Annotated in this window: 13 protein-coding genes; 3 read left to right on the top strand and 10 right to left on the bottom strand. The window is 68.1% G+C overall.

Going from position 1 to position 15329, the window contains the following annotated elements; translation table 11 throughout:
• Positions 1-5 precede the first annotated feature (5 nt).
• Both EST54_RS17660 and EST54_RS17655 read right to left on the bottom strand, forming a co-directional pair.
• On the bottom strand, positions 6-227 hold the full coding sequence (locus tag EST54_RS17660) for a DUF397 domain-containing protein (RefSeq protein ID WP_129248600.1): 222 nt from the start codon (positions 225-227) through the stop codon (positions 6-8).
• Positions 208-1065 carry a helix-turn-helix domain-containing protein gene (locus EST54_RS17655; protein ID WP_129248599.1) on the bottom strand — a complete coding sequence of 286 codons (858 nt, stop codon included), beginning with the start codon at positions 1063-1065 and terminating at the stop codon, positions 208-210. The genes EST54_RS17660 and EST54_RS17655 overlap by 20 nt, the downstream gene beginning before the upstream one ends.
• Before the next feature lie 187 nt (positions 1066-1252).
• Between EST54_RS17655 and EST54_RS17650 the strand changes: the two genes are divergently transcribed.
• Complete coding sequence (locus EST54_RS17650) at positions 1253-1468, top strand: hypothetical protein (RefSeq protein WP_129248598.1); 216 nt, start codon at positions 1253-1255, stop codon at positions 1466-1468.
• 277 nt (positions 1469-1745) lie between these two features.
• Here the strand turns inward: EST54_RS17650 and EST54_RS17640 are convergent, their stop codons facing one another.
• Complete coding sequence (locus tag EST54_RS17640; protein WP_129248596.1) at positions 1746-2501, bottom strand: alpha/beta hydrolase; 756 nt, start codon at positions 2499-2501, stop codon at positions 1746-1748.
• A 168-nt stretch (positions 2502-2669) separates the two neighbouring features.
• On the opposite strand from EST54_RS17640, the gene EST54_RS17635 reads away from it, so the two are divergent.
• Entirely contained in the window at positions 2670-4469 is a 1800-nt protein-coding gene (locus EST54_RS17635) for an ABC-F family ATP-binding cassette domain-containing protein (RefSeq protein ID WP_129248614.1), read from the top strand.
• Positions 4470-4579: 110 nt separating this feature from the next.
• Here the strand turns inward: EST54_RS17635 and EST54_RS17630 are convergent, their stop codons facing one another.
• From EST54_RS17630 to EST54_RS17610, 5 genes are all read right to left on the bottom strand, one after another.
• Positions 4580-5176 (bottom strand): hypothetical protein, encoded by a 597-nt coding sequence (locus EST54_RS17630; protein ID WP_129248595.1) that lies wholly within the window; start codon positions 5174-5176, stop codon positions 4580-4582.
• A gap of 556 nt (positions 5177-5732) precedes the next feature.
• Complete coding sequence (locus EST54_RS17625; protein ID WP_129248594.1) at positions 5733-6092, bottom strand: hypothetical protein; 360 nt, start codon at positions 6090-6092, stop codon at positions 5733-5735.
• 5 nt (positions 6093-6097) lie between these two features.
• A complete protein-coding gene (locus EST54_RS17620; protein ID WP_239013233.1) occupies positions 6098-10912 on the bottom strand; it encodes a putative T7SS-secreted protein in 4815 nt (1604 codons plus the stop codon).
• Between the two features lie 65 nt (positions 10913-10977).
• Complete coding sequence (locus tag EST54_RS17615; protein ID WP_129248593.1) at positions 10978-11595, bottom strand: hypothetical protein; 618 nt, start codon at positions 11593-11595, stop codon at positions 10978-10980.
• Positions 11592-12023 (bottom strand): SseB family protein, encoded by a 432-nt coding sequence (locus EST54_RS17610; protein ID WP_129248592.1) that lies wholly within the window; start codon positions 12021-12023, stop codon positions 11592-11594. The genes EST54_RS17615 and EST54_RS17610 overlap by 4 nt, the downstream gene beginning before the upstream one ends.
• A 436-nt stretch (positions 12024-12459) precedes the next feature.
• Between EST54_RS17610 and EST54_RS17605 the strand changes: the two genes are divergently transcribed.
• Entirely contained in the window at positions 12460-13182 is a 723-nt protein-coding gene (locus EST54_RS17605) for a response regulator transcription factor (protein ID WP_129248591.1), read from the top strand.
• 12 nt (positions 13183-13194) lie between these two features.
• On the opposite strand, the gene EST54_RS17600 is transcribed toward EST54_RS17605, so the two are convergent.
• Both EST54_RS17600 and EST54_RS17595 read right to left on the bottom strand, forming a co-directional pair.
• On the bottom strand, positions 13195-13503 hold the full coding sequence (locus tag EST54_RS17600; protein ID WP_129248590.1) for a hypothetical protein: 309 nt from the start codon (positions 13501-13503) through the stop codon (positions 13195-13197).
• A 30-nt stretch (positions 13504-13533) separates the two neighbouring features.
• On the bottom strand, positions 13534-15204 hold the full coding sequence (locus EST54_RS17595; protein ID WP_129248589.1) for a sodium:solute symporter family protein: 1671 nt from the start codon (positions 15202-15204) through the stop codon (positions 13534-13536).
• Between the last annotated feature and the right edge of the window lie 125 nt (positions 15205-15329).

Raw genomic sequence — 15329 nt, 5'->3', positions numbered from 1 at the left:
CCGGTCTAGCCGGCGAACGGGAGCGGAGCATCCTTGACGGCGGAGACGAAGGACGACCAGGCGGCGGCGGGGAAGATGATCGCGGGGCCGTGCGGGTCCTTGGAGTCGCGGACGGGGACGACGCCGGGGAGGTCGTCGACTACCTCGACGCAGTTCCCGCCCTCACCGCTGGTGTAACTGCTCTTGCGCCAGACGGCGGTGCTCAAGTCAATGTGGCTGCTTGCCATTTCGGTAGTCCTCTGCGGCCGCCTCGATCATGGTGAGGGACGCCTCCGGCGGTAGCGCGGCGGCCCTGAGCCGATCGTATGCCTTGCGGTACTTCTTCACGAGAGCCGGATCGTCGATGGTGTGACCGCTGTACTCCGATTCCAAATAGGCCAGCGGCGGGGCGTCCGGGAAGGTCATGAGCTGCAACAAGCCCACCAGCATGAGGGGGTGCGGGCCGCAGTTCCACGGCTGGATCTGTGGAATGACCCGGTGACGCCTCGCTAGCCGCGCGATGCGGTCGAGCTGATCGGCCATCTCCTCCGGAGGGAGGATCGGGCAGCGCAACACGTACTCGGACAGGATCACCCAGTATTCAGGGATCGTGTGGTCGTCCTCGAACAGGTGGGCCCGCACCATGCGGGCGTTGACCTTCTCCTCCACCTCCTCGTCGGTCGCCAGCGGTTGCGTCGCCCGCACCACTGCCCGCGTGTACGCCGCGGTCTCCAACAGGCCGGGGATGAGCGTCGGGCACCACTCCTCGATGGTCTCCGCGCGCTTCTCCGCCTCCAGGATGTGCTCGTAGTGGGCGGGATGGCTCGTCCGCCTCGCCTTCCGCACGTCCTCGCAACGCCGCTCGAAGAAGCCGTCCGTCTTCAGCACCTTGTCCACGTGCTCGGCCAGTTCCGCCGGCATCCGCCGTTCGCCGCGCTCGATCTCGCTGAGGTGACTGGGGCCGTAGAAACTGCCCTCCACCAGTTGCTGGAGCGTGAGCCCGGCCGACTCCCGCTGGTAGCGGAGTTCCTTGCCGTAGAAGGTCGGAACTCCCGCCGAGCCGTCAATGTCCTTGCCTCGTGCCACGGTTCACCGCCGTACGTGTAGCTGATTCACAGTCGTTGTGGACGAGCCCCGGCGATTCCCGCATTTCCACCACGTCACACCGCGCATTCCCCGGACCACGGCCGGGAGCCCAATCCCCTTTCACGCTACGCCGCGTCACGTCACTCTGTAATCGGTTCATTGCGATGCGTACAGAAAGGCGGGGTCCATGCCCCTCGACCGCTCCCTCCCCGACGACGTGCACCAAAGCGCCGAAGAGCTGCGCAGCGCGCTGAAGGAGCACGGCATCACGCTGCCGTCGCTCGGCGTCGATCTGCCCGGCTTCGCGGGCGTCTACGGCGTCTCGCTGGTCGCCCTCGGTAACTGCAACGCGGCCACCGCCCGCCGGCTCGCCGAGGTTCTCCGCACGGCGGCCGCCCGTTGAACGGTGGGCCGGGCCTCGTCCGGACAATCCCCGGAAAGCTGCTGAGCTGGTTACTTCCGGGGCGGGGCGGCCATCGGGCGACCATCGGTACCGGCATCAGTACCGGTGAGGACAGGGGCCCAGCCCGGCGGCCGTACGTCGCTGCCCCGCAGGCCCGGCAGCGCGCGGCTCAGGAGGCCCGGCGCCGGGAGCTGGAGGAGGCCGTGCGCAGGCTCAACACATGGTCGTCGGGTGGGGGCGGGCGCCGCTGAGGCACCGCGAGGAGCCGGCCGGAGGATTACGCCCCGGCAGCCTCGGCCAGTACCCCGGCCACCATCCGGCCCGCCGCTACGGCGCGTGCCTCGGTCGTCGGGACGCAGCGGTCCGCCGCCGGGTCGTACTCGGTCATGATCACGCCTGCGTGGTCGGTATCCGGCTCCTGGAGCGTCACCGCCGTGACCGCCCGGCCCGAGGCCCGCAGCGCCTCGGCGAGGTCGCGGGAGTAGTGGGCGTCCAGGACCGCGTCGCGGCTGCCGTGGACGAGGTGGACCGGGACGCCCGGGTCGCGGCCCGCGGCGAGATCGGCCAGCGGCGCGGTTCCGGTGGTGCGCGCCGGCAGGTCGTAGCGGCCCGCCACGCACACCACGGCCCGCGGCCGCCATCCGTCCGCGATCTCGGGCCGCAGCGCGACCCCCAGCGCGGCCCCGGCCCCCGCCGACCACCCGGCCAGCACATACGACTCCCCGTCGCCGCCCAGCCCGCCCGCTTCCTTCCGGGCGAACGCCAGCGACTCCAGGAGATGGGCCCGGCCGCCGTCCGCGGCGTCCGAGCGCCAGTCCGGGACCAGGGCCAGCAGGCCGTGCGCCGCCGCCGTGCGCGCCAGCGGTTCGAGCACATCCCGTTCGTCGGGGCCGATGCCGTGCCAGAGCAGCACGGCGGGCACCGGCCCGGACCTCCCCGCCGGCCGATACACGTCCAGCTGCTTGCCGCTGGGGCCGTAGACCAGCCCGCGAACCGTCTCCGTCTCCACTGCCATGCCCATGTCCGGTGCCATGACGGCACGTTATCCAACGCGCCGCGGCGGCACCCGGACGCCCACGAGGCCCGCACCACCACCCGCCGCGCACCGGTGCCCCGGGTACGCAGCACCGGCTCGGCGGCGGGACGCTTCCGCACGCCGACTACGCTGGGAAGGTCGCCCGATGTGAACCGCAGGAGTGAGATGGCCGTCAACCTCGTCAATCTGGAAGCCGTCGGCAAGGTGTACGGAACCCGTGCCCTGCTCGACGGTGTCTCGCTCGGCGTCAACGAGGGGGACCGGATCGGCGTCGTCGGACGCAACGGGGACGGCAAGACCACCCTGATCCGGATCCTCGCCAAGCTGGAGGACACGGACGACGGCCGGGTCACCCACAGCGGCGGCCTGCGCCTCGGCGTCCTCACCCAGCACGATTCGCTCGACCCGGCCGCCACCATCCGGCACGAGGTCATCGGCGACCTCGCCGACCACGAGTGGGCCGGCAACGCCAAGATCCGCGACATCCTGACCGGCCTCTTCGGCGATCTTCACCTGCCGGGCTTCACCCACGGCCTGGACACCGTCATCGGCCCGCTCTCCGGCGGTGAGCGCCGCCGCATCGCCCTCGCCAAGCTGCTGATCGCCGAGCAGGACCTGATCGTCCTCGACGAGCCCACCAACCACCTCGACGTCGAGGGCATCTCCTGGCTGGCCGGCCATCTGCGCGCCCGCCGCTCGGCGCTCGTGGTCGTCACCCACGACCGCTGGTTCCTCGACCAGGTCTGCACGCGGATGTGGGACGTCCAGCGCGGCGACGTCCACGAGTACGAGGGCGGCTACAGCGACTACGTCTTCGCCCGGGCCGAGCGCGAGCGGATCGCCGCCACCGAAGAGGTCAAGCGGCAGAACCTGATGCGCAAGGAGCTGGCGTGGCTGCGGCGCGGCGCTCCGGCCCGTACGAGCAAGCCGCGGTTCCGCATCGAGGCCGCCAACGAGCTGATCGCGGACGTCCCGCCGCCCCGCGACAACGCCGAGCTGATGAAGTTCGCCAGCTCCCGCCTCGGCAAGACCGTCTTCGAGCTGGAGGACGTCAGCGTCCAGGCCGGGCCGAAGGTGCTGCTGAAGCATCTGACCTGGCAGCTGGGTCCCGGCGACCGGATCGGCCTGGTGGGTGTCAACGGCGCCGGCAAGACCTCGCTGCTGCGGGCGCTCGCCGAGGCGGCCCGGACGCAGGGCGAGACCCAGCCGGTGGCCGGCCGGGTCACCGTCGGTAAGACCGTCAAGCTGGCGTACCTCTCCCAGGAGGTCGGCGAGCTCGACCCGGCACTGCGGGTGCTGGAGGCCGTCCAGCAGGTGCGCGAGCGGGTCGACCTGGGCAAGGGCCGGGAGATGACCGCCGGCCAGCTCTGCGAGAAGTTCGGCTTCACCAAGGAGAAGCAGTGGACGCCGGTCGGCGACCTCTCCGGCGGTGAACGCCGCCGCCTGCAGATCCTGCGTCTCCTCATGGACGAGCCCAACGTCCTCTTCCTCGACGAGCCCACCAACGACCTCGACATCGAGACCTTGACCCAGCTGGAGGACCTCCTCGACGGCTGGCCCGGCTCCCTCATCGTCATCAGCCACGACCGCTACTTCATCGAGCGCACGACCGACCGCGTCCACGCCCTCCTCGGCGACGCCACGCTCCGCATGCTCCCGCGTGGCCTGGACGAGTACCTGGAACGCCGCCAGAAGGTCATCGAGGCCGCGACGCCGGCGCCCGCCCAGCAGACCGCGGCGCCCAAGAAGGCCGCCGCCGTGAACCGCGCCGCTCAGAAGGAACTCCAGAAGATCGAGCGCCAGCTGGACAAGATCGGCGACAAGGAGACCAAACTCCACGCCCAGATCGCCGAAAACGCCACCGACTTCGAGAAGGTCGCCGGCCTCGACGCCCAGCTCCGCGAACTGACCTCGGAGAAGGACGAACTGGAAATGCGGTGGCTGGAGTTGGCGGAGGACGCGTAGGGGCCGACGGCGGGCCTTTGAGCGACGCCGGTCACCGCGGGAGGACGTCCTGCTGACCACCCGGTGACCGGCGATACGTCAGGGGCAGCCCGGCATCCGGCAGCGGGAACTCACCCCAGCGGTTTTCTGACCTCACCACGAATCTTGTCGGCCTTGTCAGCGAATTCCTGAAGGTCGATGGACTGCGGGTCCTCCGCCAGGTGCGCCGCGTCGGTTTCCGCGACATTCCCGCTCGTACTGGAATCGGCCCAGACGCAGAACGGCAGCGTGACCTTCTGCCCCATCTCCGTCCGCACATCCACACCGCAGGTGAGCGAATCTCCGCCCCCACTGGGCGTGAACTTCTTCTCCGCCACGGCGACTTCCGTCTTACCGTCGCGCGTCATGCCACGGATGGTGTGGTCGACCGCAGTCTCGGGATCATCAATGACGCCGTAGAGCCCCAACATCACCAGCGACTTGGTCCCGGACGAGTACTGTCCGCCCGCCGCTTTGATGTCGTGCTCATTGGCCCCGTCCTGCGGCACCGAACTGCCGGCCTGCTGGGATATGTCCTTCGCCAGCTTGTACTTTCCGCCTGCCAGCGTCTGCGGCACCGTGATCCGGTACTTCGGCCCGCCGGACCCACCGGATCCGCCGGACGAACCCCCTCCGCCCCTGAACGCCCCGGCCGACGCCAGCGTCCCGATCACCAGCACACCGGCCACGGCGCCGACGATGCCCCACACCTTCCCGGCTTTCCGTCTGGGCGGTATGGGCGGCGGCATCCCGGGCCCGCCGCCGTACCCGAACTGGGGCGCCTGCTGCGGCATCCCGTAGGGCCCCGGCCCCGGCTGCCCGTACGGCACCGGCCCGCCGGGGTACGGCTGCTGCCCATACGGCCCCGGCCCACCGGGGGCGGCACCTGGCGGATACCCGGCGGGCTGACCGGGCTGCGGGAAGCCTTGCGGTGCACCGTAACCCGGCGCCTGCCCGAAACCACCTGGTGGCTGCTGCGGTGTAGTCATCTATGTCCTTCTTTTCCGCTGTGTGGACGAAACCCAAGAAGGGCTTCTTGGGCAAACGGTCGCCGGCCTCGATGCCCAGCTGCCGGAGGTGATCGCGGAGCGGAACGAGTTGCAGATGCGATGGCTGGAGTTGGGGGACGACGTGCGGGGCGTCGCGGGGGCTCTTGCCGAGGGCGACGGGGCCGGACGGCGACGATATCGACGCTAGCAACTGCCCCGGACCTGCCGTTTACCTTCTCGGCAGGGGCTTCACGGTTCAGGTCGATTCGATCTTTTCCTTTTCGTCGTGATAGCAACCTACGGCCCACTCCTCGCCGTCCATGAGGCTTTCCCAAAACCCCGGCGCGTGCCATAGGGCAGGGCGGATGGAAATCCCCCCGTTCGTACCAATGAAGGTTCTCCAATTGATCGGAATTTCGGATTGCGTGACATGGAAAAGTCGCGAGTCGAAAAGTCCCGGAAGTTGCCCTGGAATACTCTCGATGCGGATGAAATTGGGACCTTCGGATTGGGTGTAGATTTCCAATACCTGGTACTCGATTCCTGTCTCCAGGGAGCTCGCCCCCTGGGTGATTCCCTCATTGTGGGATGCTGCGCCCGTGAATCGAACCTTCACTTTTGTCACCCTCCGAACTTCGCTTTGTAGTCGTAAAGAAGAATTTGTCCGGTCCCTCGGTTTCTGTAGAAGTGAACCTCGAAGTTTCCTGAGGGGCTGGTGTATCGCTTCGTTGTATATTTGCTCCAGTCGGAGAAATTTCCCGGCTGTTCGCGAAAATGGCCACCGACTCCATTTTCTCCGACCAGGTGTTTGTTTCCCATATCTTCAGCAGCAATAATTGGCCTTGATTCCTTGATGGCTTCATCGGTCAGGAACCCATCTTCGCGGAACGGAGAGCTGGCCTCCTCGTGGCGCAAGCGATCGGCGAGCCGTTGTCCTTCTGAAGAGCCGGGTTGGTAGTATCCAAGCTCATCTTTCCCCTCTTTCCCTAGATCGTTCAGGGACCTGCACCCTTTGAGCCCCATTGGGTCTATCGACGCATGAGGGTTCTGTACATAGGTGACCGGGTTTGATGCTGGTATCAAGCCGAGTGGGTCAGGCGACAGGTAGCGACTGGTACTCGGATCGTAATGGCGATGAAAATTGTAGTGTAGCTGAGTTTCCTCGTCGAAGTATTGACCGGGAAAACGCAACGGCGTGTATGCAGTGGCGGCTGCATTCCAGGTGGTTGTTCCCCAAACGGTGGCTCTCGTGTGCCATGCAATATCGCCGGACTCGGACAGTAGCTCCGTCGGTGTGCCGACCAGGTCAGTAACTATCGCGAAGAATCGTTGGTCGATGACCTGTTGGTTTTCCTGAGCGTGGCTCGGCGTAGTAAATTTCCGTTCGGTTTGGGTCAGCGCTCTTAGGCCCTGATGGTTCCACGTGAGAGTTACATTATCGGTGATACCTGAGGTGTGATTCGCCTGTTCACAAAGGGTCAATCCGTCCCAGGTGAACGTGGTGAACTCTGCGACCGTGTCACCGCCCTTGCGCAGGTGCTGTTTGGCTACGCGGCGACCAAAGGGGTCGTAAAGGTAGCGCCAGGTCGTGCCGTCCGGTGTGACGACGGACGTGATTCGATCCTCGGTATTCCAGGCGTAGTGCCAGGTGTCCGGCTTGCGAGAGAGGCGGGTTCTTTGGCGGAGGGTCACACGGCCGAGGGGGTCGTGCTTATAGCGGACGGCACCGGCGCGATTGATGCGGGTGCCGGTGTATGACCTTTCGCCCCGGGCTGAGGGGCTGGCGTGGCGGTCGGGCCAGGTGGCGTGGGTTTGGTTGCCGGCTTCGTCGTAGGCGTAGGTCTCGGTCCAGTCGGTGGCGTGGACGGCGGTGACGCGGCCGGCGCGGTCGAGGGCGAAGGTGCGGCGGCCGGTGTGGGAGTCGTCGATCGCGGTGAGGTTGCCGTCGGGGCGGTAGGTGTAGCCGCGGTGGAGGAGCCGTTGTGCTTCGTCGGCGGCAGGGTTCCGTGCCCCGGACGCCCCGGTGGGGGACTGGAGAGTGCCCGTGGCTGCTGTGGTGAGGGACTGGGTGGTGAGGCGGCCGGTGGGGTCCCAGGTATGGGAGAGCTGCAGGTGGTCGCCGATGGTGCGGGTGAGTTCTTGGCCGGCGGCGTCGTGGTCGAAGGCGAGGACGTGGCCGGCGATGTCCATGGTGGTGCGGTTGCCGGCCGCGTCGTAGGTGTAGGTGGTGGTGTGGCCGGTGGGGGTCGTGCGGGAGGTACGGCGGCCCAGGGCGTCGTAGGTGAACGTCATGGTGCGGCCGTTGACGGTCTCGGCGGTGACGCGGCCCAGGGTGTCGCGGGTGTAGGTGACGGTGGCGTCCGGGTTGGCTGCCTGGTGGAGGTTGCCGGCGGCGTCGTGGGCGTAGGTGGTGATGAGGCCGGCCGCGTCCTTGTGTGTGATGCGGCCGAGGGTGTCGCGGGTGTAGGTGGTGACTTCGCCGAGGGCGTTGGTGCGGGTGGCGAGTTGGCCAGCGCCGTCGTGGGTGTAGGTCAGGACGCGGTCGTCGAAGTCGGTCTCGGATATGAGGCGGCCGGCGCCGTCGTATCCGTAGTTCCAGGTCAGGCCCTGGGGGTTGGTGACCTGGGTGAGGCGGAGTTCGGTGTCGTGGGTGAAGGTGTGGCGGACGCCGTCGGGGTCGGTGCGGGCCGTCAGCAGGTCGAAGTGGCCGTATTCGTAGTGGGTGGTCTGGCCGATGGCGTCGGTGTGGGTGAGGCGGTTGCCCTCGCCGTCGTATGTCCAGTGCTCTGTGGCACCGGATGCGTCGATGCGCGCGGCGAGCTTCCCTTCCACCGTCCACACCATGTGTGTGGTCTCGCCCAGGGGGTCCGTCACGGACGTGGTGCGGCCGAAGGCGTCGCGCCGGTAGTGGGTGGTGGCGCCCAAAGGGTCGGTGACCGATACCGGTAGGCCGGTCTTGTTGCAGTAGAGGTGTGTGGTGTTGCCCAGGGCGTCGGTGACGCCGGCGATATGGCCGCGTTCGTCGTGCGTGTAGGCGGTGGTGGCGCCGCTGGGGTCCGTGGTGGAGGTGCGGTTGCCGTCGGCGTCGTAGGTGTGGGTCCAGGTGGTGCCGTCGGGCCCGGTGACGCTCACCGGGTGGCCGTCGGTGTCGTACGTGGTGGTGGAGCTGCTGCCGTCCGGGAGGGTGACGGTGACCGGGTGGCCGGCGTGGTCGTAGTCGATGTGGGTGGTGCGGCCCAGGGGGTCCGTGGTGGACAGGATGCGGTGCGCCGCGTCGCGGACCGTGCGGGTGGTGGCGCCGGTGGGGTCGGTCTCCGCGACGATCTGGTGGCGTTCGTTGACCTCGTACCGGGTGACCTGGCCGAGGGAGTTGTGGTGGAGGTTGGTGCGCAGTCCCGTCACCGGGTCCGGGTCGCCCCAGGTGAAGTGGGCGCGGAGGTGGCCTTCGATGCCGCCCTGGGAGGTGCATCGGTCCTGGTCGTCGTAGGCGTAGGTGTAGCTGCTGTTGTTGGTGTCGGTCCAGGACGTGATGCGGCCGAGGTCGTCGTAGGTGAAGCGGAGCGGGAGGCCGGAGGAGTTGGTGGTCGTGATGAGGTTGCCGGCGTCGTCGTAGCCGTACGTCATCAGGAGTTGGTCGGAGCCGTCGGGAGCCCCGCCCGCCAGGTGGAGGGCGGTGATGCGGCCGTCGTCCGTGGTGAGCAGGAGGCGGTAGCCGGCGCTGTGGGTGATGGCGGTCGGCGTGCCGTCTTCGGTGTAGTCGAAGGTGTGGTGATTGCCGCGGCGGTCGGATATCTCGTCGAGGACGGCGAGGTCTTCGGTGTAGGTGGTGAAGTAGCGGCGGGTGCCGGTGACCGGGTCGGTGAGGAGGTAGTCGCCGTCCGGGGTGAGTTCGAGGGGTGCGCCGTCGCCTTCGTGGGGGAGGGTGGGGACGCCGACGGCGGGGTGGGGGTAGAGGAGGAAGTTGCCCTCTTCGCCGATGAGGATGACGCCTTCGGCGTCGATCTCCAGGCGCTGGTCGACCGTGGACATCCACGTCGGGCCGAACCAGCGGCCGGTGCGGTAGGACGACTCGAAGGTGCGGGTGAAGGTGAGGGGGAGGCTGCCGGGGAGGGTGATGTCGGTCTGCGGCAGGATCATCCGGCCGGTGGCCATGTCGATGGGGTCGCTGCCGAAGGTCTTGCACCAGGCGGTTCGGGCCCGGTCCATGATGGTGCGCTTGCCGCCTTCCTTGACGGCTTCTCGTGCGGCCCCCTTGGCGGCGTCCTTCGCCCCCGCCTTCAGCAGGCCCTTGCCGACGGCGCCGGCGCCCTTGCCGCCGACGAGGTTGGCGAGGAGGCGCCCGAACGCGTCCCCCGGGTCGCTGCCCCAGCCGTCGCCGAGCATCCCCTTGGCCAGGCGCCCGGGGTGGGCGGCGGAACTGGCCAGGCCGAGTGAGGTCTTGGCGACGTTGGCCAGGTACATATGGGGGTGGGCGATGTTGTACGGCTCCATCGGGTTCAGCGTGCGGGCCAGATTGACCGTTTCGACAAGGCCCTTGCCCACGCCACCGACGACGTGCATCAGGTTCATACCGCCGGCCGCGACGCCGTCGGCGACATCGAAAGCCGCCTCGGTGGTGAACTTCGGTGCCTGCGGGGCGTGTTCCAGGGCGCCCTTGAGGGCGTGCTGCGCCTTCTCCGCGGCCTCGTTGCGCTGGCTGCGGGCGTTCTTGAGGATTTCCTGTGCCGCCTGGCGGCCCTGGTTGCCGGGGTCGTGGAAGTCGCCGGGCTTGTCGGGCCTGGGCCCGGGGTCGGAACCCTGGTCCCGCGCGGCGTTGTAGGCGTCGGCCTTCGCGTTGTACGCATCGACCTGGTGGCGGTAGGCGTCGAATGCCTTCTTGCTCTTGTTCTCGGCCGCCTGCCACGCGTCGATGGCCTCCTGGGCCTTCTTCTGGGCCCAGGAGACCGTCTCGGCGTAGGAATCGAGAGCCTTCCATGCCGACTCACAGGCATCCGCGGTGCGCATCCACTGTTTGGGGTGCACGTCGAACTTCTCGTGGAAGCTGTCGGCGGCCTTTCCCTTCCAGGATCCGGCGTCCAGTTTGCGGATTCCCTGTCCGACGCGTTCGAAGGCCGCGTAGAAGTCCTTCAGGTGCGCGGCGGATTCATTGATCTTCGCGACGTCGCCGTGGATCAGTTCCTTGGGGTCGTCACTCTCGCCCAGCTGCCGCTCGTCGACCTGCGCGCCCAGCGCATCGGCGACGTCGGCACCGGCTGAGCGGACGGCCTTGGCCGCGCCCTCCGCACCGACGTAGTCGAGAGTGTCGGCGGTTTTGTCCGCGGCGTAGCCGACCGCCTCCCCGGCCGCTTCCTTGACGTCATCGACGGCGTTGCCGACCTTGTCGGCCGTGGAATTGATGCCGTCCTTGACGTCCCCGAGAAAGTCGCCGAGGCCCATCGGTTCCCAACCCCCAGTGGTGCTGTGCAGCAGTGGATGTGCGGTAGTGGCGGTGCAGCGGAGACTCAGGATCCGTCGTGGTCGTCGGCCTGCGCCTGGCCGGCAGGGGGCGTTCTCAGTGGCCGCAAGGCCCAGTTGTGGTCCGCGTCGCCCGCCCACTTGGACGTCGAGAAGTCCTTGCCCGTCTGGTCCGCCGCCTGCCCGACTTCATGAAATGCCTTGAGGGACCTGGCCGAGGTGGGGTCCCAGTCCGCGTCGTCGAACTGGGTGACCGCGTTGTCCTCGCCCACCTGCTTCCACGTCCGGTGCTTCAGCCGTTCCTCCGTCATCGTCGGGTCCCCCATCAGCAGGGCGTTCGCCCCGACCTTCAGCGTCGTCGAAACGTACTGCTCCTGCTCGTGATAAAGCCCGGCCGTCAAATCAAGGCGGCGCGCGAATTCGTTGGCCTCATGGATGAGCAGGCGGACGCCCCAGCCCCAGCGTTCACAGAAGGAATCGAATACGGAACTCACGCCGGCATGACCGCTCTCCATCCCGGAGAGGGCCAGCTTGTCGAATCCCTGGCCGAGTTGGGCGCTGGTGTCGAAGCCCAGCTCCTTCAGTTCCGCGATCGCGTCGTGGATGCCCTTGGTGACCTGCTTCAGGGCCTCCGGGTCGAGCTCGTATCCCTCGGCGGATGTCATGCCGCACCCCCGGCCATGGGTGCTCCGGGTCCGCTTCCGGTGTGGCCCGGCTCGGTGAGGTCGACCGCCACGGAATCCGGGACGATGCCGCTGACCGGCGGAAACACCATCGCCTGTGCGCTGCCCGCGTCCAGCACCACGCCCGCCGGTCCCTCGATGGCGGGGATGACGATGTCGAGTAGACGGGCACCGGCCGTGCGGACGTAGTGCAGTTCGGTCTCGGGGCCGGCGCCCCGGGAGACGGCGAAGCGGGTCAGTTCCTGGTCGTCGGAGAAGGCGTACAACCAGCGGATACCGGTCATCTCGGCCGACATGAGGGATTCGTTGACAATCGGCACCCATACCGACGTCCGGCGGAACTCACCCACCAGCGCGGCCGGATTCGGGTGTCCTGCGTGAGCTGCCGCGACTTCGTCGGCCAATGACATGCCGGATCAGTCCCTCCCCCGATTTCTCCTCACCTGTCGAACCTACCTTCGCATACGACACCGACAGTGCCGACAAAGGCACTTCGGCGAAATACCGACCGCTGGTTCTTTTTGATTTCAACCAGGCGAGGGGGTGCGGCGTCCGGCTTGATGCGGCTGCACCGTGAGTGCCGGCCAACGGCGGGGAGGGGGGCGCGAATTGCCGGTCGGCGTCGTCGGAGTGGTCCGTACTCGGAGTGGTCCGTACCCGGCTCGGTCGAGTCCCGGCCACGCCCCCACCAACGCCAACCGGCCCACATTGGCCGGGATTCCAGCATTCCGGGGGCTTCTCCCCGGTTGGGGGCGCAGTATCGCAGCCGAGCGTGTAGCTTCCCGGGGACACAGCGGCCCGGCCAGGGGCCGCGCCGGGGTCCGCCGGAGCGGGGGAGGTTGCTCGATGGGCGTGCGGCTCATGGTGGTCGACGATCACCGTCTGCTCGCGGAGGCGCTCGCTTCGGCGCTGAAGCTGCGCGGGCATCGCGTGCTGGCGGCGGCCGCGCCGAGCGTGGGGGCCGCGGAGCTGGTGGTGAGCCGGGCGCCCGAGGTGTGTCTGCTGGGCACCGCCGCGCCCGCCCAGCCGGGCGCCTTCGACCCGGTCGTACGGATCAAGAAGGAGCGGCCGCAGGTGGCGGTGGTGGTGTTGGGGCCGGTGCCCAGCCCGCGTGGGATCGCCGCTGCTTTTGCCGCCGGGGCGTCCGGGTACGTTCGCAACGACGAGCGGATCGAGGGCGTGGAACGCGCCATGATGAAGGCGCGGGCGGGGGAGTCGGCGGTCTCGCCGCAGCTGTTGCAGCAGGCCTTCGAGGAGTTGTTGCATCCGGCGGCGCAGCCCGACGACGAGGGCGCGCGGCTGCTGGAGCTGCTCACCCCGCGCGAGGTCGAGGTGTTGATGCGGGTGGCGGACGGCGAGGACACCCGGCTGATCGCGGCGGGGATGGACATCGCGCCGAGCACCGCGCGGACGCATGTCCAGCGGGTGTTGATGAAGCTGGAGGTCGGATCCCGGCTGGAGGCCGCCGCGCTGGCGGCGCGTACCGGGCTGCTGGACCGGGCGGCGGGCGGCCGGGCGATACGCGCCACGGCGGCGGAACCGGGTGATCCGGTGCCGCCGCCGCAGTAGCCGGCGCCGCGCTCAGCCCTCCGCGGGGCCGTCCTCGGACGCGGCCCGCAGTTCGTCGGCGGTCGGCGGGACGGTCGGCCGCAGCTTCAGCCAGACCAGGAAGAACACCCCGAGCGCGAGCATGCCCACGCCCGTCCACAGGTTGATGTTGATGTCCTGGGCCTTCCTGAGGTCCGCGTCCGAGGCGGTCAGGCCGGCGATGGTCACGATCACGCCGTAGACGACGAACAGGCCGCCGATGATGCGCCGTACGTCGAAGAGCCGCGCGGCGGTCGCCGATTCGCGCTCCAGCTCCTCGACCTCGTGCTGGTAGTCACTCATGGTGCGTCAACTCCGCTGGTTCGGACGGGTTCAGAAGGAGAACGGGATGTAGCAGACGGCGGCGAGGACGAGCGCGCCCCAGCCCAGCAGCGCGGGCTTGCGGTACCAGGCGTCGTCGCCCTCGGCCGGCGGCTCTTCCATGCCGGGTGACCGGGTGCCGTAGACCAGGCCGGCGAGGGATGCGGCGGGCTTGGGCTTGGTGACCATGGTGACGACGACCATGACGAGCGCGCCGACGACGAAGGCGACGATCGAGGAGACGAAGTTGGCGCCCTGGTCGGAGGGGATCGAGATGATGCCCTGCTTGTAGAACCAGAAGTAGTTGACCATCGCGGCCACGGTCCCGGAGAGCAGCCCCCAGAAGCCGGCCGCGGCGCTGGTCCGCTTCCAGAACATGCCGATGATGAAGACGACGAACAGCGGCACGTTGAAGAAGGAGAAGAGCGTCTGGAGGTAGTTCATGATGTTGCTGAAGGACGAGGCGATGAAGGCGGTACCCATGCCGATCAGCACGCCGACCGCGGTGACCACCCGCCCGGTCGCCAGGTAGTAGCGGTCCTCGCGGCCCTTCTTGAGGTACGCGGCCCAGATGTCGTTGGTGAAGACCGTGTTGAACGACGAGACGTTGGCCGCCATACCGGCCATGAAGGCGGCGAGCAGGCCGGTGACGGCGATGCCGAGCACACCGTTGGGGAGCAGGTCCCGCATCAGCACCGGAATCGCGTCGTTGTACTGCAGCCCGCCCGCGGACTTGCCCAGCGTCGGCTCCATGACCAGCGCGATCAGGCCGGGGACGACCACCACCAGCGGGATGAAGATCTTGGGGAAGGCGGCGATCAGCGGGGTGCGCTGGGCGGCGGAGAGGTTCTTCGCGGACAGCGCGCGCTGGACCTCGGCGAAGTTGGTGGTCCAGTAGCCGAAGCTCATCACGAAGCCCAGGCCGAGGACGATGGTGAGCCAGTTGGCGCCGAGCGGGTTGGACTCGCCGATGCCGGTGCCCTTCCAGGCGGTCAGGAAGGCGTCGCCGTGCGAGGAGGTCAGTGAGTGGGTCAGCCCGTCCCAGCCGCCGACGCGCTTGAGGCCGACGACGGTCAGCGGGATCAGCGCGGCCAGGATGACGAAGAACTGGAGCACCTCGTTGTAGATCGCCGAGGACAGACCGCCGACGGTGATGTACGCGAGGACGAACAGCCCGGCGATCACGATCGCGACCCACTGCGGCCAGCCGAGCAGCGCCTGCAGCACGATCGCCATGGCGTAGAGGTTGACGCCCGCGATCAGGACCGACGAGACGGCGAAGATCACGGACGACAGCAGGTGGGAGGACGGTCCGAAGCGGTGCAGCAGGAATTCCGGCACCGAGCGGACCTTGGAGCCGTAGTAGAACGGCATCATCACCAGGCCGAGGAAGACCATGGCCGGGATGGCGCCGATCCAGTACCAGTGGACGGTGTAGGCCCCGTACTGCGCACCGTTGGCGGCCATCCCGAGGATCTCGGTGGCGCCGAGGTTGGCGGCGACGAAGGCGAGGCCGGTGACCCAGGCAGGCAGTGACCGCCCGGAGAGGAAGAAGTCCAGGCTCGTCTTCACACTGCGCCTGGCCGCGAATCCGATGCCGAGGACGACGGCGAAGTAGATGGCCAGGATGGTGTAGTCGAGCCCGTTGGTGGGGAGCCGTAGCCCTTCGGCCAGCGTGATCATGAGGGCACTCTTTTCGGGGGTCCGGGGGGTGTCCCCCAGGAGACAGAGCGGTGTGCGCGAGCTGAACGCACAAAAAGCTACGCTCGGTCGTTGAGAAACTGAACACTTCTGTTCGTTTGAGTTGT

Source organism: Streptomyces sioyaensis (assembly GCF_004122735.1).
Taxonomy (GTDB): Bacteria; Actinomycetota; Actinomycetes; order Streptomycetales; family Streptomycetaceae; genus Streptomyces; species Streptomyces sioyaensis.
Note: the sequence above shows the minus strand (reverse complement) of the source record. Positions and strands in the feature narration are given on the sequence as shown.